The sequence below is a fragment of the Maribacter sp. HTCC2170 genome, from assembly GCF_000153165.2.
In the GTDB taxonomy this organism is placed as follows: domain Bacteria; phylum Bacteroidota; class Bacteroidia; order Flavobacteriales; family Flavobacteriaceae; genus Maribacter_A.
Genome location: NC_014472.1, coordinates 377,519 through 396,682 on the forward strand (window position 1 = coordinate 377,519; position 19,164 = coordinate 396,682).

Here is a 19,164-nt window from a genome sequence, read left to right on the forward strand (position 1 = left end):
ATTATGGTCTTTCTAAAAAAAGAACCATGATTTAAATCAGTCGAGTCCTTGTTTATTTTAACTGACTATTATCATGAAAAATCTAAAGGTAGAATCGTATTTTTGAATTATATTCCTACTAGTTATTCCTAGTTAAATAATTTCCGATTCTATGCACATCCAAGATTATATTGACCATACCATACTTAAGCCCACAGCAACAATTGCCGATATTGAAAAACTATGTAACGAAGCTATTGCACATAAGTTCTTCGCTGTTTGTGTAAACGGCTGTTATGTTAAATCTGCCAAAGAATTATTATTGGACAGTTCGGTAAACCTAGCAGCGGTAATAGGCTTTCCTTTAGGGGCCATGAGCACGGAAGCCAAGATTTTTGAATCCAAGAATTGCGTTGCCAATGGCGCTGATGAAATTGACATGGTTATCAATGTTGGATGGTTAAAATCCGGTAAAACAGATTTAGTTGAACAAGAGATTTCCAACATAAAAAAAGCAATTGGAAAAAAGGTTTTGAAAGTAATCATAGAAACTTGCTATTTAACCCATGAAGAAAAAATAAAAGCATGCGAACTTGCTGTTGCAGCGGGTGCAGACTTTGTAAAGACCTCGACTGGTTTTGGTTCTGGGGGTGCAACCTTGGAAGATGTTAAACTTATGAAAGATGTAGTTGGGCACATGGCAAAAATAAAAGCTTCCGGTGGTATTAGAGATAGAGCCACAGCTCTTAAATACCTTGCCCTTGGGGTTTCACGAATAGGAACATCCGCAGGGATTACCATCTCATCAACCGAATAATTAGCGAAACTATGAGCGTACATATTGAAGCCAAAAAAGGAGAAATTGCAGAAACCGTATTAATGCCAGGAGATCCCCTACGTGCCAAGTGGATTGCAGAAACTTTTTTGAAAGATCCATTTTGTTATAACAAAGTACGTGGAATGTTGGGATACACTGGAACTTATAAAGGCAAAAAAATATCGGTTCAAGGCAGCGGAATGGGAATCCCATCCGCAATGATCTATTATCATGAATTGATAAATAATTATGGGGTTAAAAACCTAATCCGAGTAGGATCGGCCGGTTCTTTTCAAAAAAATATTAAAGTACGGGATATAGTTCTCGCCATGGCTGCCTCAACCACTTCAGGAATAAATAACTCACGTTTTATAAATTCTGACTATTCCCCAACTGCAAATTTTGATTTATTGTTGAACGCATCCTTATATGCAAAGAAAAATGGAATAAAGATTAAAGCAGGAAATGTTCTTTCTGCGGACGAGTTTTACGAAGATGACCCTGACGCATACAAACTATGGGCCAAGTATGGTGTTCTTTGTGTTGAAATGGAGGCATCTGGCCTATACACGATTGCCGCTAAATTCAACGTAAGGGCCTTGGCCATACTCACAATTTCTGATTCATTGGTCACCGGGGAAAAAACGTCATCAAAAGAAAGGGAGACCTCGTTTAATGAAATGGTCGAGATTGCTTTGAACATTACCTAATTCAAATACTCAATATTCTATATACACTTACCTTTCAACGACATACATGACCTAGGTCATTTCTTATTAAAGTTATTGTCGCCAACTTTAAGTTCAACTTAAAAGAGGATATTATGGCACTTAATTTTAATCAATACGCAACGGAAGGAAATACATTTATAAAAAATTATACCAAGGAAATGAATCTTGGTGAAGACAAAGACAAAGCGGGTAGAATTCTATCAGCCATTCTTCATGCACTTCGCGATATTATACCTACAGAAGAATCATTACAGCTTATCGCTCAATTCCCAATGTTCTTAAAGGCCGTCTACGTAAATGGCTGGACCATAAAAAGAGATAGGCCAAGAATAAAACAAATGGCAGAGTTCATTGATTTGGTAAGAAAACATGACGGACCATCTGCAATAAACGACTTTGAATATAGCGATGATGTTGCGGAGCAGTACATAGACACAACCTTTATTCTATTAAGAAAATATATTTCCTTGGGAGAACTGGAAGATATTAGAGATGGTTTACCCAAAGATTTAAAAAGCATGATTTACTCTAATATCATGTTTTAAAAAAATGAATAACATTATTTAAAAATACAGTCATGAAAAATACCATAACATTTCTATCGCTAATATTAATAATACCTGTATTGGCATTGGCACAAACAGTAAATACCGTTTTTGATGAAGTCGCTCCTTTTAGTGAAGGCCTCGCCGCAGTTCGTATAGAAAACCAATGGGGTTTTATAAATGAGAATGCGGAATTAGTCCTGGATTTTAGGGATGATTTAGTATGGAACAAAGATGCTGACACCAGTGTACCTGGGGTTTTAGGCATTCGCTATCCAGAATTTAAGAACGGCAGGTGTATGATACAAATTCTAAAGGAGGACAGTATCCCATATTATGGGTTTATAGACCAATCTGGTGAAATTATAATTCAGCCTGAGTATTTGAATATTACCCAATTCGACCACGAAAATGCCATAGGAATTTATGTGCGGAAAGCCTTTCAAGGAAATAATGAAATCAAATTAAAGGTTATAGACTACATTTTTACTGAAGTTGTAGTGAATATCAGTGGTGAAATAATTTGGCCAATTGCAGAACGGGAACATATTTTAACTGCCAAAAGACGTTATGAAACGCCCGAGTTAAAGGCTAAATTAATAGCAAAAGATCTTCTTGTATACAGAACCAAGGATGATAAGTGGGAGACCAAAAAATTGAATATTAGTCTATAAAAAACAGAATATGAATCGCTTAATAAATAAGGTCGCAATCATTACAGGAGGTGCAGGTGGAATAGGTTTTAGCACGGCTAAAATTTTCATACAAGAAGGAGCTAAAGTTATGTTGGTAGGCCGCACTGAAAGTACTCTTAGAAAAGCCACATCCGATTTAAATAGCCCCCATGTTCGTTATTGTACTGCTGATGTATCAAAAACAACGGATACCAAACTATATCTACAAGAAACATTGGACCAATTTGGCAAAATTGATATTCTATTTGCTAATGCAGGTATAGAAGGCCCTTTCAGTCCTATTGCGGATTACCCTGAAGAAATGTTCGATTCGGTAATTGCAATTAATTTAAAAGGGGTATGGTTAGGATGTAAATACGGTATTCCTAGACTGAATGATGGAGGAAGTGTGATAATCACATCTTCAGTTGCAGGTTTAAAAGGTTTTTCTGGCTTAGGGGCTTATACAACCAGTAAGCATGGTGTAATTGGTATCATGCGAGTTGCCGCCCTGGAATCTGCAGTCAGGAATGTCAGAGTGAATACGATTCATCCCGGGCCAGTGAATACCCGCATGATGAGGGACATTGAAAAGGACATATCACCCGATAATGCTCAAAAAGCGAAAAAAGGATTTGAAGCCGGAGTACCTTTTGGGCGTTATGCAGAGGCAGAGGAAATCGCCGATTTGGTGTTGTTCCTGGCCTCGGATGAAAGTAAATATATTACAGGTAGCACCTATGTCATCGATGGTGGCATGGTAGCTTCATAACCGGACTAATATTACTTACAAGATGATTGGGATTAAGTTGAAATCCAAATCCATTTTTTGATGAAAGCTTTTTTGTTTAAAGCGCAAGAATTTTAGTAGAACCAATACTATGGCTCAATTAAGAATAATAGAGGTAACACCCAAAAATGTTCAAGAAGAAACTCTCTTCTGCGTAAAGAATATTAAAAACTCTGGATTCAATTGTAAAAAGAGTTGGTTCGAAAAACAATATAAAAGAGGATTACACCTGAAAATCCTTAAAAATGGGGAAGACAAAATGATTGGATTCATCGAATATATCCCCGCAACAAATGCTTGGCGACCTATTGAAGCAGAAAAATTTATGTTTATTCATTGTATTGTAGTGTATTCAAAAAAAGACAGAAACAAAGGTTATGGGTCACTACTTATTCATGAAGTTGAAAAGGACGCTAAACAAGAAGGGCTGGCTGGTGTATGTGTTATGACCAGCAAAGGCACTTGGATTGCCTCTAAAGAAATTTTTGAGAATAGTGGCTATGCACAAATTGACAAAAAAGGAAGGTTCGAGCTGCTTACGAAGCAATGGGATCCCAAAGCAAATTCACCCAAGTTTATTGACTGGAACGCACAGCAATCTAAACATCAGGGTTGGAATTTGATTTATGCAAATCAATGCCCCTGGCATGAAAAATCTGTAGCAGCGCTATTGAATACAGCCATGGACTATGACATAGATTTAAAAGTAACTGAACTTAAAACAGCACGGGAAGCGCAAAATGCGCCCTCTGGATATGGAGTATTCGGTCTCATTCATGATGGAAAACTACTAGAGGATCACTATCTAAGTGCTACCCGCTTCAGGAATATTTTAAAAAAAGAACTCAAAATTAAATAGCATCAAGCGTTACGAAACTCACATTACAACCCTACTCTTCCCCTTTTTTATTTCTTGGCAAAACTTCCTCAGGGAATGGGAATAGAATTGTAGAATTCTTTTCTGCGGCTATATTAGATAATGTTTGATATAACCTTAGCTTTATCGCAGATGGAGATTTATCTATTTGAAGGCCGGCCTCCAGCAGCTTTGCTGCAGCTTGTTCCTCAGCTTCCGCCAGAATTATTCTGGCTCTTCTTGACCTCTCGGCTTCAGCTTGATTGGCCATCATTCTTCTCATGTTTTCAGGAAGTTGAATATCCTTGATCTTTACATCAATAATCTCAATGCCCCAATGATGGGTTTCAGTCTCCACAATACTTTTGATATTCTTGCCCATTTCTTCCCGTTTGGATAAAATGGTATCAAGTTCTACTTTACCACAAACATCTCTAAGGGCTGCTTGTGAGAGTTGGGTAATGGCGAAGGAAAACTCTTCTACCTCCAAAACGGCCTTTTCTGGATCACTTATCTTAAAAAATACAACACCATCAATACTACAAGGCACATTATCTTCGGTCATAACTTCTTGTGAAACCACATTAATGGTTATAACACGAATATCTACCACCTGGATGGTTTCAACAAAGGGGATAATCCATCGGAAACCTGGTTGTAATGTTTTCACATACTTGCCGAAACGAAATTTCAAGGCTCTTTTATATTCAAAGACAATTCTAATTCCCGCCGCAATGAATAAAATGAAAATAATGGAGAACAATACTAATGGATTCATAATGTAGAATTTATGTGATGTTTTGTACCGTTTTGGACAATCCAACGGTATCAATAATATGCAAATCATAATGAAATTTGGCTAAGAACTGATAAAACCCAACAAAACCAGAAGTATGCTTTTAACTTATGTTAGCCAATTAACCATTCTTTTAAAGTTACGAAAAAAACACGGTATAAGAGCTATCACAACACCTCTATTTCAAGCCTTTTCCTACTTGTTTGCATGATCCGTTAGCAATTTTTTATAAAAAGCTAAATCCAATGATACAAACCAAATGATACAGCTTATGAAAGTTATTTTCTGGATTACTGGAAGGGCATTAAGAAATATTCCTGTTTCATAGATATAGTAGTTGGTCAAAAAAATTAGAAGGCATATACCCCCATAGATAACAAGTTTAAAATACTTCTCCATATATAATTCCATAAAACATGTAATAAAAGCAATAACCCCAAAAACACCAGCAATCCGGACCGTAACATCGTGAGTTCCCGAGGACAGAAACGCAGTAACAATCAAGGACACAATTCCTGATAGCCACATAATATTCTGATTAAAATTCTCCCCGCTAAATAGATTAGGTAAGTAATACCATAGTAACGCAAGGCTAAAGCAAAGTAACGTCAATGAGGCTATAGCATAATAACGGGCAGGATTAAATTCGCCGTTAATAGCATTTTCATCTAATAGGTCACATAAATAATTGTTCCAAAAACTAAAACCATTTTGATCGGGCATTAACCATGAACCACCCGGATAGTCCAGGGCGGCCAAAATGTAGAGAATGACAAAGAGCAACATACCAATTAATGGTAATAACAAAATCTTGGGCTTAGGAGCTTTAGGCGTGATTTTCATGAACTCTTTGTTCAGTGTCCAAATTTTTATAAACTGAAACCAGTGGTAGCCGTTATGATTCGTTTCAATTCTTTAGTTGTTGTTGAATCAATTAAATTCAAGCTTTTAACCTTGCAAAGTTGCTCAACCAATCTTTTGCCTCCCAAAGTATTACTTGCAACACCGGTTACAATATTTGGGACAATATCAAAAGCTTTCATCAATCCGTAAACAGCATAGGGGTCAGAGGCACTAAGAACTATACATTTAATATGCTCTCGAAGCCTTTCAATGGCTACATCCCCGTTATACGGTTCCAAAGGTGAGGCACCTATTTCAACAATAGCAATATCCGCTTTATGCAGTTCAATTCTACTCAATAATTGATTTAATTTTTTCTGGAATTTCTCCTGTGGACAAATAGATGAAGGCAATCCTACATCAACAAAATCATAAATAGCGTCAGCACCAACATCCTTTATCGCCAGAATGTCCTTGTACCTTCCTGCCCCGCTAAGTTTGGCCCCAACTACCTTATGACCTGCCTGTTTGAATAAATTTGTAACAATTCTAGCCGAAGTGGTTTTACCTGCTGACATTGACGTGCCAACAAACAGCACCACAGGTGTTTTGTATGGAAGAGTGAGTATTGGCTTAACAAAACTTTCCATGGTCAGTTTTTTTGCCCCCCTAAAGGCATGTCCTAAATAAATCACTTGCATCATTTGAGGTATAAAAACTGACTTTGATGTCATTTTACCCAATAATCCAGCTCCTGTCAATACGGTCATTTTAAGGTCATCTTCAACGTTTCTCCAGGTCCCGGTGGCTTCCAAAGTTGCAAAACGGTCACCTAGGGCTCCAACAATAGTCTCTCCCCCGATTATCCCACGCATTCTTCCATTTGGCAACTCCAACTTCAAAGTTTCACTTCCTGCATTCACTATTTTACATACCACATAATCCCCAGTTTCCCATTGTTTCTTTGGTAGTTCTTTCAATTGAAATTCTTTTTCTGCCAAATCAGAAATTCGTGTCAAGGATGTAAATATGTATTTATAGTTCATAATTGAGCTTCTTTAATTCTCCAATGAATCTGACAATAGTAATAATGTTAGCAAGGCTGCTCTTTCTGGTAACTGGTCTAAAAATATAAACTCGTGTAGTGCATGTGCGCCATCTCCCGTTGTGCCTAGACCATCCAGAGTAGCGGTATATGTACTCGTAGTATTACCATCTGAACCTCCACCGGCAGTAGCTTGTTGCAGTTCTAAACCCAATAATAAGGCTTTGGTTTTAGCGAGTTGCCATAGTTTCTGGTTTCGAGTTGTACGCTCCATAGGCGGTCGGCCAATTCCTCCCTCAATCTTAATTACCACATCAGGAATGCTCGGTTCTAACCCATAAATCTGTTTCGTTATTAATTCTCCGTCTTCTTTATTTTGTACTCTAACATCGATCACAGCCTTACTCTCAGGTGCCACCACATTCGGAGAAATACCTCCTTGAATGGTTCCAACATTTACTGTTATCCCCTTATCAAAATCGTTCATGGCAAACAATTTTTGTACCTGGTGTGAAAGTTCTACAATTGCATTTATCCCCTTTCCAGGATCTAAACCAGCATGGGCGGCCTTTCCATTAACCGTTATTGTGAATCGTCCTAATCCTTTACGGGCGGTTTTCAATTTTCCTTCAAGACCTAAAGGAGGTTCCATAACAAATGTACGTTCGGAAATAATTGATAGTCTCTTGATAATATGCCATGATTCCCTGCTGCCAATTTCCTCATCAGAATTGATTAGGACTACGGGAGTGAGATGGGATTGCAAAGACATCTCATGAATTGCCTTTAGCGAAAATAATATTTGGGTCAATCCTGCCTTCATGTCATAAACTCCAGGACCGGTCATCTTACCGTTATTTTCTGAAATAGGCATCTTTAGCAATGTATTCTTTGTCCATACAGTATCACAATGACCTAATAATAATTGTAAGTTTTTTTTTCTATCCCTATTTTGCGGTCTGGCATATAAAAATCCGCCAGTATTTTTTCCAGGAACAAAAAGCGTAAAATATCCAAGAGAGTTCAGTTTACTTTCCAAGAATTCTAGTATTGGTTTTTGTGAATTTGGGTCATCAGATGGGGACTCATATTGGACTAATTTTTCAAGGAAACCGATCATTTTATCTTTATTTGCCTTGAAATATGCTAAAATCTCCGCTGCTATATTTATGGTCATCGCAATCATCTTTTAAAGTCCTTAGGAAATGGAAAACTGTAGGTATCAGAAATTTTTGCAAAACGACCTGAAGCTATATAAGCCAGCAATGGATTTTCATGCAGCTGTTCCTGTTCGTCTTTTTCGAATACCCTAAGATAATTCTTATGCACATGTGCTGCTTTTATCGTGCCAGAAATGATACAATAATCATCAAAACCGTCGATTATTTTGAATAGTTCACATTCAAAGAACAAATAAGCATCTTTAATCATTGGCACATCCATTGTGGTTGCCTTGACAATTGGCAATACCTCAATAATTGCATGCGATTTAGAAATCTGTTCAGAACGGGGGGATGAGGTTAAAGAGGTGGTTACTATCTGATCTGGTCTCGGAAAACTGACCGAAAATTCCTTGTTTGTCTTCACATTTTGATATGTACCATGCCTAGGTGTACAAACGAAACCAAAATAATTGCCAAACCCTAAAGGTGTGGCCATGTGTTTTGGCGCAAGATCATACCCCTCTTTTTCCTTAGTGCCAATGACAACTAAAGGAGCGACAGTAAAAAAGTGTTCCCAGATAGGCAACCTAACATCCAACGAGATTATATTATCTTTTTGAAGAACATCCATGATGTATTACAATTGTATTCCACTATCAATAAAAATACAATTCAATACAAAAGGAGGTAATGATTTTGGTCAGCTGGTGACCAACGATAATGGAACCAAACAACTAATTATGATTAATTGTGTGCCCTACAAATTATCAACTGCTTTTTTTAACTTATTTCTAACCTCATTAGCTATTTCACCAAGGTCTTTATTCTTTATACCCATCATAGATACAATAGGGTCTACGGCAGCAACTTCAATACTGCCATTTTCAGTTTCGCGGACAATTACATTACAGGGCAACATCGTTCCAATTTTGTTTTCGGCCAGTAAGGCTTTATGTGCAAAGGGTGGATTACAAGCACCCAGGATTTTATAATTAGGGAAGTTGATATCCAATTTATTTTTCAATGTCGTTTTAATATCTATTTCGGTGAGTATACCAAAACCCTCTTCCTTTAAGGCTAGCGTTGTTTTGTCAACTACTTCGTCGAAAGACAAATTAGTAAGTGTTTTGTTGAAATAATAATCCATTTTATTTTATTAAGGTAATCTGTGATACGACCCAAAGCAGAAACAGGCACGCTACGCGTGCCCGTTTCCTATTAGGAAATCATATTCATCAAAACAATCAAACAATTCTTTAAATCACGTTATTACTAAAACAACTTAACCAATTGATTTTTTTGCAAATGACTACATTGACTTCCCAACTATGATCTATACGGTCTTGCGACAATAAAAATCAATGTCATTAATTTTTTAAAAGAAACCGGAACACCTCGTGTCCCGGTTTCCAGAAGATATAAATTCTGCCTAATAAACACTTGTTGGCAGTTTATTCTCCGAACTTGTTGCCAAGCCATTACAAAAAAACGCCCAGTGCAATGGTATCTTTTATATCTTCATATACAAACCCTTATTACTCCCCATGAATAACAAGTATGTTTTTCGAATGTCAAATGAACTTTTACTATAACAATTAGCCAAATATATAATCTGATTTTCTCAAATGAAATGATATAGATCAGTTCAGGTAATTTTTTTCCATTAGAGCAATTATACATTCCAGACAGGTATAAAAATAAATTAATATAGGTCCTAAATCATTGAATACAAGAAAGTTAAAATACTCATTAATCTACTTGACTTTTCTCTTTTCTTTTCTCTATTTTTTTAAAATATCTTCTGGTAAGAAAATTATGCTTCAATGCCTCCATATTTTCATTAAAGCGACCTGAACCCTCTTCTATATTCCTAATAGTATTCTTTAAGCTTTTTACCAAGACAGTGTCCATAACCAAATAATTCATAGCTCCCTTACCATTTGTCATATCATCTACAACAACATTCAAGTTTTTGGTTAGTTCATTAATATCGATACTGGATTTTTCCATATTGGAAAGTATGTTTTTCATTTTCACCCCGTTTAGCGAATCGTTTAACAATACTGCAAAGACACTATCTTCATTGTTGATTTTACTTATCGTTAGGTTTAGTTTCTTAATCATATTGTTAGCTTCATGACTGGCATTTTTTAAATTTTCAAGAGTTGCTTTTAAGTCACCTGCCATTAAAGTATCATTCAATAATCTACCCATGGTTCCCCGTCCCTTCGTCATGGCTTGTGTCACTTTTAACAAATTGGCAGTCAAAATTGCTGCATTTTCATTGGTGGTATTCAAAGTACTCAACATGTCCTGAGTCGCAATTCTACTGTAGGATTGCAGCTTATCACCCTCAACTATTAAAGGTGACGACCCCTCACCCGGGATTATATTAAGAATCATACTCCCCACCAGACCGTCCGATCCAATAGTTGCTATGGCGTCTTTTCGAATATGGTTCAACATCTTTTTTTCAATTATCATTGAAACTCTTATAGTAGTGTCATTAACCATATCTATAGCTTTTACGGTTCCCACATTAATACCAGAGAAACGAACATTATTTCCGTTTTGGAGTCCGTTTGCATTATTGAACACTGCACTGATTGTAAAGGTTTGTCCAAACATGTTCTGTCTGTTACCAATCAAATAAGCAACGGTTACCAACAGAATGGTTCCGAATACTACAAATACTCCCAATTTCAAGTTTTCTAAAGATGTTTTAGCCATAATTTTATTTTTTAAAAAATGCCTCGACTTTTGGGTCGGTAGATTTTGATAATTCACTATACGTACCTTCCGCATAATTAATACCATCAACCAGTAAGACCATACGTTCCGAGATAACCCGAGCACAATCAACATCGTGGGTAATTATCAATGAGGAGGTTCCGTACTTTTTTTGAATACTTCGCATGAGTTCTATTATTTCCTTTGCCGTAATTGGGTCCAAACCACTTGTTGGTTCATCATACAAAATAATTTTAGGCTTTAAAATCAAAGTCCTGGCCAGTGCTACACGCCTCTTCATGCCACCTGACAGCTCAGATGGCATTAGATCCATAGTGTCTGCCAGACCAACATTTTCAAGTGCCTCCAATACCAATGGCGTCGTATCTACCACACTTCCTAATTTCTCTTTATGTCTTCGCATAGGAAACTCAAGGTTTTCACGAACTGTCATAGAATCATAAAGGGCACTCCCTTGAAATAAAAAACCAATATCTGAACGTAATTCGTCCAAAGTTTTTCTGTCTAGAGTTTTAATCTCCTTACCCATTACCGAGAGGTAACCACTATCTGCTTGCATAAGGCCTACCAGGCATTTAATCATCACAGATTTACCAGAACCGGATTTACCCATGACCACAAGGTTTTCACCCTCATGAAGCTTCAAGGAAAAACCATTTAGAACCTTATTATTTCCAAAGCTTTTCCTTAGATCACGAATGTCTATAACTGGTTTATTCCCAATTACCACGGATGTTTTTTTCAATATTTTCTCTTTTTCCAGCATATCACAAATCATAAAAAATATCAGATACAAAAACTGCTATAAAATCCACAAAAAACAACAGCAGTGATGCCAATACCACGGCGGTATTAGCGGCAACCCCTACACCTGCTGTTCCTTTTTTGCTATAATATCCCTTATAACAACCAACTAAACCAATGGTGAATCCGAAGAAAAAGGATTTTATGGTAGCGGGTATTAAATCTCCAAATTCAAGGGCATCAAAAACGGTATTGAAATAAAGCTGAAATGAAACATTCCCTTTTAAATTTTCAACCAGGGCCGATCCATATAGCGCAACTAAATCACCAAAAATCACCAATAAAGGGAGCATAAGAGTTGTTGCCATTATTCGTGTAACTACCAAATATTTAAAAGGATTGGTGCCAGAGACTTCCATAGCATCTATTTGTTCAGTTACCCTCATAGAACCCAGTTCTGCCCCTATCCCAGAAGCTATTCTCCCGGCACAAATCAATGCAGTTATTACCGGTCCAATTTCCCGCACAATAGAGATACCCACCATATTGGGCATCCATGAAACAGCCCCAAACTCAATAAGTGTGGGTCTCGACTGCAAAGTGAGTACTAAACCAATAATAAAGCCAGTTACCCCAACTAAAACTAGTGATCTATTACCCATATTATAGCACTGGCGTAATAGCTCTTTGAACTCATAAGGGGGTTTCAATGCTTCTTTAAAAAAACGCATAGCAAAATTGGAAAGTTCCCCTATTTCAACAAAGAACTGCCTTAACTTTTGGACGGATTGAATTGTGTATGCCATCTTCAAATACATTTGAAAAGGAATCAATCAAATATAGTTTCAACATAGTTTTTACTAAATGATTTGGATCACCTTCCATGATGTCATTCAATGTTAATATGACCTTGCTCATTTCGTACGTTCTAATGATCAAATAAATTAGTGCAAAGATCAAAACATCATGAAAACAACTTTTGAAGTACAACAGGCCATTTCCCCTTTGGATGAAAAAGTGATTTTAGAACGATTTCAATTTGGAATGAATATTTGGAATGCCAGCGTGAATCCAGAGAATCGACTTATATCTTTTGAGTATTTAAACAGAAATGTACTTGAGACGGTCCGCAGGGAACTTGGTGAAATGGGATATCATGTTATCAACAACACCCATGAGTTAGATAAAAACCGTAAGCCTTGAAATAATCAAATTATTGACCAAATGTCTAAAAGACTTCGATATACATTGACTTTGCTTCTGCTACTTTTGATTACAATTACGATTTCTAAACTGTTGGAAATAAGAAGAGAGAAGAACGCCATCGAACCTATTCTAGATCCAGTTGTAATAGAAAAAACCATATCTAAAAAGTATGTAACTATCAATGACACCATTCCCATTGCTCGGTATTTTGATTTCATGGATTCATTGGTCGCAGTTCACGAATCAAAAACCCCTTACCAACTCTCAGAACATATACTGGTAAAGTCAAATTCTTGGATAATAGATACCTTGGCACACACTGATTATTATAATATGATGCAAAGGGATTCTTTTGTTTACAATCAGCAAAGAATGATTGTCTTTCAACCAAGAGATAGCATAATTATTCCCGACTCATTGGAAGCGTGTACCATCTCAGAGCATTTTGACAAGATTAGAATAGATATAAACTTGCCCGAATACAAGCTACGCGTTTACAAAGACTCACTTCTTTTATCTACATACCCAATAAGAATAGGCCAGAATAGAATAAAATACTTAAAAATGGGTGACAGGTTCACCGATCTTAGAACAAAACAAGGTAATGGGATGGTAATCGAATATAGGAGAAATCCCGATTTTTATAATCCAGTAACAGGTACACAATTCTTTAGAACACGTAGGGATGATGGCAAAACAACTTTAATGCCGCAAATACCATGGATAGTTACAGAAATCAATGGTATTAGGAATGGACAGCTTATTCACCCCACCACAAACCCTAAATCGCTTGGTAAGGCATATTCAAACGGCTGTATTGGTGTCAAAGAATCAGATGCATGGCGAATTTATTATCAATGCCCGATCGGGACTGAAATTGTTATTCGATACAATTTAAAAGTTATCGATGACAATGGTGCCGAAGTGCTCTTGAAAGACATTTATCAAATAAGCCCATGAACTTAAGTTTCCACTAAAATAAAAACAAACAATAAGTTTTATCTTCAATTACACCTTCCTATATTTGCAGACCAAAATTCATGCGCACGTGGCGGAATTGGTAGACGCGCTAGCTTGAGGGGCTAGTGACCATTAGGTCGTGGAAGTTCGAGTCTTCTCGTGCGCACTAAGCACCCGTAAATCACAAATGTTTATGGGGTACTAATTTTCCAAAAAAAGAAAAGTGTTTCAAAGCAAATTTCTAAGTGGTTTTGACCAATTGTCATCTAAGTTGCTTGTTGATTAAGGAAGTTCAACAAGCTATCATAATGATTCAAAACACTTGACATCAAAATCATTGATGTACTTTTCCAAATCACTCCCATCACAAAAAGGCTTGCTCGATATTGGATTATTAGATAAAGGGTCAGAAACGACCTCGACAAAAAAGCTATGCAGTGAATAGAGGGAATAATTGCACATGGGGGTCTGGATAGTGATCAAGAATCTCCCATACCCAAAAACCTCGAACCATTGTTCGGGAATCGAAAGTGTTTTGTAATCCTCTATCACCATAACAGCAAATAAAAATCAGCATCTTAGTATAAAATTACACACACAATTCTGCGGTAAATATGACAAGTATCATAATTAAAATGATAATTACTTTCTTATAAGTTCATCTAAAAGTTTTCTGATCTTATTACTATTCCAATCTGCTACGCCTGTCTCTGCTACAACAATTCTACCCTCTTTATCCAACACATAGGTAGTTGGTATTGTTTTCGATGTCAACAAACTCGGGGCCTCATCCTTTGAATAATAAACCGGTAAATTATAATCTTTCTTTATCATAAAGGCTGATACTTTTTCAGCTTTATCTTTGGCCACGAACATAAAATCAACCTTATCGCTATAGTCATCATACAAATTCTGAAAACTTGGCATTTCTGCTATACAGGGTGGACACCATGTAGCCCAAAAGTTAATTACAACAACTTTGTTTTTGGTACTTTTGAAATTGAAGTTCTGACCTTTGTCATTAACCAATTGCCAATCATAATTTTCTATAGGCATTTGTAGTTCTGGCTTTATAACCGAGGCGCTAGTCGAAAGTAACCTCCCAACAAACACGCGAGCATGAAAGCCCACTGGGGTAAAAAGAAACAAACCTACCCCAATGAGTAAAGCGATATTAAGCCATTGTTTTTTACCTAATTTCATAATGCCCTTATTTGATCAAATTATCCAATAACTCCCTAATTTTACCTGTGTCCCAACTAGCAATATCCTTTTCTTTAACAACAATAAATCCATTTTTGTCAATAATATAAGATGCAGGTGGTTCTAAAATTTCAAAAGGTGCTGGTTCTCCAATAATCAAATAAGTAAGAGGAAAATCAAATTTCTTCAATCTCATAAACTCCTCCACAGGCGCCTTTTCTTCATTGGTAATGATGTAAAAATCCACTTTATCACCATAATCATTATATAATTTCTGTATTCCTTTTAATTCTGCTTCGCAGGGCAATCTCCAAGATGCCCAAAAATTAACGAACAACACTTTTCCTTTTGATCGATCTAGATTAAAATAATCCCAGTTGGGATCTTTTAATTTCCAATTGTAAGATTGCAACTGCTGTCTGGATGATTCTTCAATTATTACAGGAGTACCAGCAAAAATTTGATTGAGAAAAACCTTTCCAAAATGACCCAAAGGTGTCACAAAAAAAGCCAAAACAAACGCAATAAGCAGAATATTAAGAAGTGTTTTTTTGCTTATTATCATCATATGGGGTTTTATCCAAAACTAAAAAACTCCCGATAAAAATCGAGAGTTTTTATTATTAAAAAGTATATTATTTACACTTAGGCAATTCTAAACCATTGCTTAAGCTGCGTTTTCTCTTTTAATTACGTTCAAAGCTGAACCTTGTTTGAACCAGCCAATCTGTGACTCATTATACGTATGATTTGCAATAATGGTATCTTTAGTACCATCAGCATGAACAACCTCCAATGTCAAAGGTTTTCCTGGAGAAAAATCAGCAATATCAACAAAGTTGAAAGTATCATCTTCTTGTATTAAATCATAATCCGCTTCGTTTGCAAAAGTCAAACCTAACATACCTTGTTTCTTAAGGTTTGTCTCATGAATTCGAGCAAATGACTTAACCAGTACTGCAGCTACACCAAGTTGTCTTGGTTGCATTGCTGCATGTTCTCTAGACGAACCCTCACCATAATTATGGTCACCTACGACAATCGACTTTATATTCTCCGCTTTGTAAGCTCTTTGCGTATCAGGAACACCACCATATTCACCAGTCAATTGATTCTTGACGAAATTGGTTTTCTTATTAAAAGCATTAACCGCACCAATCAAAGTGTTATTGGCAATATTATCTAGATGTCCACGAAAACGTAACCAAGGTCCTGCCATAGAAATATGGTCTGTAGTACATTTTCCAAAAGCTTTTATCAGTAATTTAACTCCTTGTAATTGCTCAGGCTTAATTGGCATAAAAGGTTCTAGTAATTGTAGTCGCTCTGATGTAGGACTAACCTTAACTTCAACTCCTGATCCATCTTCATCCGGAGCCAAATAACCTGCATCTTCAACAGCGAATCCTTGTGGCGGAAGTTCTATACCCATTGGCTCATCCAATTTTACCTCTTCACCATCTTCATTGATCAATGTGTCATTCATTGGGTCAAAATCCAACCTACCTGAAATTGCGATTGCCGCTACCATTTCTGGTGAACCGACAAATGCGTGGGTATTAGGGTTACCGTCAGCTCTTTTAGAAAAGTTACGGTTGAAAGAATGCACAATAGTGTTCTTTTCATCACCTTTTAAGTCACTTCTATCCCATTGTCCAATACAAGGCCCACAAGCATTCGTAAACACCGTTGCTCCTAAATTTTCAAAAGTTTCCAAAAGCCCATCGCGTTGTGCAGTAAATCTAATCTGCTCGGAGCCAGGGTTGATTCCAAAATCCGATTTCGGTTTTATCTTTTTAGCAACAGCCTGTTTGGCGATAGAAGCCGCACGAGATAAATCCTCATAGGAAGAGTTCGTACAAGAACCTATCAATCCCCAATCAACTTGAATAGGCCATCCATTTTCTCTAGCCTTAGCTCCCAATTCACCAATTGGAGTTGCCAAATCTGGAGTAAAAGGGCCATTCAAATGAGGTCTTAATTCATCTAAATTTATTTCTAATACTTCATCAAAATACTGCTCAGGATTGGCATAAACCTCATCATCCGCTGTCAAATATTCTTTGACGGCATTAGCGGCATCAGCAACTCCATTTCTATCCGTAGCTCTTAAATAACGCTCCATAGATTCGTCGTAACCAAAAGTGGAAGTGGTAGCACCAACTTCTGCTCCCATGTTACAGATTGTTCCTTTACCAGTACAGGAAAGGTTTTTAGCACCTTCTCCAAAATATTCTATGATGGCACCTGTTCCTCCTTTTACCGTAAGAATCCCAGCAACCTTTAAAATAACATCTTTAGCAGAGGTCCATCCAGATATGTTACCTGTCAACTTAACCCCAATCAATTTAGGAAATTTCAGTTCCCAAGCCATTCCTGCCATAACATCAACTGCATCTGCCCCACCAACTCCAATGGCAACCATCCCGAGGCCACCTGCGTTAACGGTATGCGAATCAGTTCCAATCATCATTCCTCCTGGGAAAGCATAATTTTCCAATACTACTTGATGAATAATACCTGCACCTGGTTTCCAAAAACCAATACCGTATTTATTGGAAACAGATTCCAAGAAATCAAAAACTTCAGCACTAGTAGTGTTTGCTACTTTTAGATCAGCTGCAGCTCCCGTCTTTGCCTGAATCAAATGATCACAATGTACTGTGGTTGGCACTGCTACTTTAGGCTTTCCTGCTTGCATAAATTGCAATAGGGCCATTTGCGCGGTAGCATCTTGACAGGCTATACGGTCCGGAGCAAAGTCTACATAGTCTTTACCTCTAACAAATGCCTTTGAAGGGGTACCTTCCCACAGATGGGAATATAAAATTTTCTCAGATAGGGTAAGTGGTTTACCAACTATGTCACGAGCCTTATCAACCCGGCTAGCCATTTTCGCGTAAACACTTTTAATCATCTCGATATCAAATGCCATATGATGAAATATTTTGGTTTAAGTAATTCAGCGAATTTAGTAAAATCCAAGGGGCAAATAAAATTTTTACACCAGGATTACTGCCATTTTGATAATTTGACAAATACCAGCCTATACTTTTGTAAAAATCTTGAAATTACCTTAGATAAACGGTTCAGTTTACATTGAGGTTCTAGAACAATTTATAAACAATATCCTCTTCAGTAACACCCTCTGCCTCAGCCTTGTAGTTCTTAATGATTCGATGTCTAAGAATTCCCATTGCCACGGCTCGAACGTCTTCTATGTCCGGAGAGAATTTTCCATTTATGGCTGCATGCGCCTTCGCTCCCAATATCAAGTTTTGTGAAGCTCGCGGTCCTGCTCCCCAATCCAAATACTCTTTAACAAAATCTGGAGATGATTCGAGGTTTGGTCTAGTGTTGTTCACTAAAGTAACAGCGTAGTTGACAACATTATCCGGCACTGGTATGCGACGAATCAAATGTTGAACTTCTAATATTTCTTCAGCATTGAATAGGCTATTGAGTTTGACCGTATCATCTGATGTTGTTGCTTTAACAACCGCAATTTCCTCTTCAACAGAAGGGTATTTGAGTTCTATGGCAAACATAAAACGGTCTAACTGTGCTTCTGGCAAAGGATAAGTACCTTCTTGCTCTATGGGGTTTTGTGTGGCCAACACAAAATAAGGTAGTTCTAGTTTATGCTGCTTACCGGCAATGGTCACTGCCCGTTCCTGCATTGCCTCAAGCAAAGCCGCTTGGGTTTTAGGTGGGGTTCTGTTTATTTCATCTGCTAAAATGATATTGGAAAAGACGGGGCCTTTAATAAACTTGAAATTTCGATTTTGGTCTAAAATTTCGCTTCCTAAAATATCACTGGGCATTAAATCTGGAGTGAACTGTATCCTCTTAAAATCGAGTCCCAAAGTTTGTGCTATGGTATTCACCATCAAAGTCTTTGCCAATCCTGGAACACCTATCAACAATGAATGCCCGCCTGTGTAAATAGATAATAAAATAAGATCAATAACGTCTTTTTGACCAATTATGACTTTGGCAATCTCTTGCTTTAAGGCAACATGTTTTTTAACAAGGTCATTTATGGCGGCTACATCTGACAT

General features: G+C 37.1%; 22 protein-coding genes and 1 tRNA gene. 9 read left to right on the forward strand and 14 right to left on the reverse strand.

What is annotated here, in order from left to right; all coding sequences use genetic code 11:
* The first annotated feature begins 151 nt into the window (after positions 1–151).
* From deoC to FB2170_RS01785, 6 genes are all read left to right on the forward strand, one after another.
* Positions 152–796, forward strand: coding sequence for a deoxyribose-phosphate aldolase (deoC, locus tag FB2170_RS01760; RefSeq protein WP_013304775.1), 645 nt, complete (start codon positions 152–154; stop codon positions 794–796).
* Between the two features lie 11 nt (positions 797–807).
* Positions 808–1,506 (forward strand): purine-nucleoside phosphorylase, encoded by a 699-nt coding sequence (gene deoD / locus FB2170_RS01765; RefSeq protein ID WP_013304776.1) that lies wholly within the window; start codon positions 808–810, stop codon positions 1,504–1,506.
* A 113-nt stretch (positions 1,507–1,619) separates the two neighbouring features.
* Positions 1,620–2,072, forward strand: coding sequence for a DUF2267 domain-containing protein (locus tag FB2170_RS01770; protein WP_013304777.1), 453 nt, complete (start codon positions 1,620–1,622; stop codon positions 2,070–2,072).
* Between the two features lie 32 nt (positions 2,073–2,104).
* Positions 2,105–2,746: a WG repeat-containing protein gene (locus FB2170_RS01775; protein WP_013304778.1), complete on the forward strand. Its 642-nt coding sequence runs from the start codon at positions 2,105–2,107 to the stop codon at positions 2,744–2,746.
* 10 nt (positions 2,747–2,756) lie between these two features.
* A complete protein-coding gene (locus FB2170_RS01780; protein ID WP_013304779.1) occupies positions 2,757–3,518 on the forward strand; it encodes an SDR family NAD(P)-dependent oxidoreductase in 762 nt (253 codons plus the stop codon).
* Positions 3,519–3,627: 109 nt separating this feature from the next.
* A complete protein-coding gene (locus FB2170_RS01785) occupies positions 3,628–4,395 on the forward strand; it encodes a GNAT family N-acetyltransferase (protein WP_013304780.1) in 768 nt (255 codons plus the stop codon).
* 31 nt (positions 4,396–4,426) lie between these two features.
* Here FB2170_RS01785 and FB2170_RS01790 read toward each other — a convergent pair whose 3' ends face one another.
* The 9 genes from FB2170_RS01790 to FB2170_RS01830 form a co-directional block, all read right to left on the reverse strand.
* Positions 4,427–5,170, reverse strand: a complete 744-nt coding sequence (locus FB2170_RS01790; RefSeq protein WP_013304781.1) for a slipin family protein — start codon at positions 5,168–5,170, stop codon at positions 4,427–4,429.
* 213 nt (positions 5,171–5,383) lie between these two features.
* Entirely contained in the window at positions 5,384–6,031 is a 648-nt protein-coding gene (locus FB2170_RS01795) for a hypothetical protein (protein WP_013304782.1), read from the reverse strand.
* 26 nt (positions 6,032–6,057) lie between these two features.
* The gene (locus tag FB2170_RS01800; RefSeq protein WP_013304783.1) at positions 6,058–7,077 is read right to left on the reverse strand and encodes a hypothetical protein; all 1,020 of its coding nucleotides are present in this window, start codon (positions 7,075–7,077) and stop codon (positions 6,058–6,060) included.
* Between the two features lie 12 nt (positions 7,078–7,089).
* Entirely contained in the window at positions 7,090–8,253 is a 1,164-nt protein-coding gene (locus tag FB2170_RS01805; protein WP_202795953.1) for a M20 family metallopeptidase, read from the reverse strand.
* Positions 8,254–8,258: 5 nt separating this feature from the next.
* Positions 8,259–8,870, reverse strand: a complete 612-nt coding sequence (locus FB2170_RS01810; RefSeq protein WP_013304785.1) for a flavin reductase — start codon at positions 8,868–8,870, stop codon at positions 8,259–8,261.
* A 126-nt stretch (positions 8,871–8,996) separates the two neighbouring features.
* Entirely contained in the window at positions 8,997–9,386 is a 390-nt protein-coding gene (locus FB2170_RS01815; RefSeq protein ID WP_013304786.1) for a DUF302 domain-containing protein, read from the reverse strand.
* A gap of 602 nt (positions 9,387–9,988) precedes the next feature.
* A complete protein-coding gene (locus FB2170_RS01820) occupies positions 9,989–10,969 on the reverse strand; it encodes an MlaD family protein (protein ID WP_013304787.1) in 981 nt (326 codons plus the stop codon).
* Positions 10,970–10,973: 4 nt separating this feature from the next.
* Positions 10,974–11,756 carry an ABC transporter ATP-binding protein gene (locus FB2170_RS01825; protein WP_041632978.1) on the reverse strand — a complete coding sequence of 261 codons (783 nt, stop codon included), beginning with the start codon at positions 11,754–11,756 and terminating at the stop codon, positions 10,974–10,976.
* Between the two features lies 1 nt (position 11,757).
* On the reverse strand, positions 11,758–12,540 hold the full coding sequence (locus FB2170_RS01830) for an MlaE family ABC transporter permease (protein ID WP_041632979.1): 783 nt from the start codon (positions 12,538–12,540) through the stop codon (positions 11,758–11,760).
* Positions 12,541–12,700: 160 nt separating this feature from the next.
* On the opposite strand from FB2170_RS01830, the gene FB2170_RS01835 reads away from it, so the two are divergent.
* The 3 genes from FB2170_RS01835 to FB2170_RS01845 all read left to right on the forward strand — a co-directional run bounded on the left by FB2170_RS01835 (position 12,701) and on the right by FB2170_RS01845 (position 14,066).
* A complete protein-coding gene (locus FB2170_RS01835) occupies positions 12,701–12,937 on the forward strand; it encodes a hypothetical protein (RefSeq protein ID WP_013304791.1) in 237 nt (78 codons plus the stop codon).
* Positions 12,938–12,958: 21 nt separating this feature from the next.
* Complete coding sequence (locus FB2170_RS01840; protein ID WP_013304792.1) at positions 12,959–13,900, forward strand: L,D-transpeptidase; 942 nt, start codon at positions 12,959–12,961, stop codon at positions 13,898–13,900.
* Positions 13,901–13,982: 82 nt separating this feature from the next.
* Positions 13,983–14,066 (forward strand) — tRNA-Leu (locus tag FB2170_RS01845).
* Between the two features lie 137 nt (positions 14,067–14,203).
* Here FB2170_RS01845 and FB2170_RS17270 read toward each other — a convergent pair.
* The 5 genes from FB2170_RS17270 to FB2170_RS01865 form a co-directional block, all read right to left on the reverse strand.
* Complete coding sequence (locus FB2170_RS17270) at positions 14,204–14,455, reverse strand: hypothetical protein (RefSeq protein ID WP_148232039.1); 252 nt, start codon at positions 14,453–14,455, stop codon at positions 14,204–14,206.
* An 87-nt stretch (positions 14,456–14,542) separates the two neighbouring features.
* Positions 14,543–15,103, reverse strand: coding sequence for a TlpA family protein disulfide reductase (locus FB2170_RS01850; protein WP_013304793.1), 561 nt, complete (start codon positions 15,101–15,103; stop codon positions 14,543–14,545).
* A gap of 7 nt (positions 15,104–15,110) precedes the next feature.
* On the reverse strand, positions 15,111–15,668 hold the full coding sequence (locus FB2170_RS01855) for a TlpA family protein disulfide reductase (RefSeq protein WP_041632980.1): 558 nt from the start codon (positions 15,666–15,668) through the stop codon (positions 15,111–15,113).
* Between the two features lie 102 nt (positions 15,669–15,770).
* Complete coding sequence (locus FB2170_RS01860) at positions 15,771–18,038, reverse strand: aconitate hydratase (RefSeq protein ID WP_013304795.1); 2,268 nt, start codon at positions 18,036–18,038, stop codon at positions 15,771–15,773.
* A 172-nt stretch (positions 18,039–18,210) separates the two neighbouring features.
* The gene (locus FB2170_RS01865; RefSeq protein ID WP_013304796.1) at positions 18,211–19,164 is read right to left on the reverse strand and encodes an AAA family ATPase; all 954 of its coding nucleotides are present in this window, start codon (positions 19,162–19,164) and stop codon (positions 18,211–18,213) included.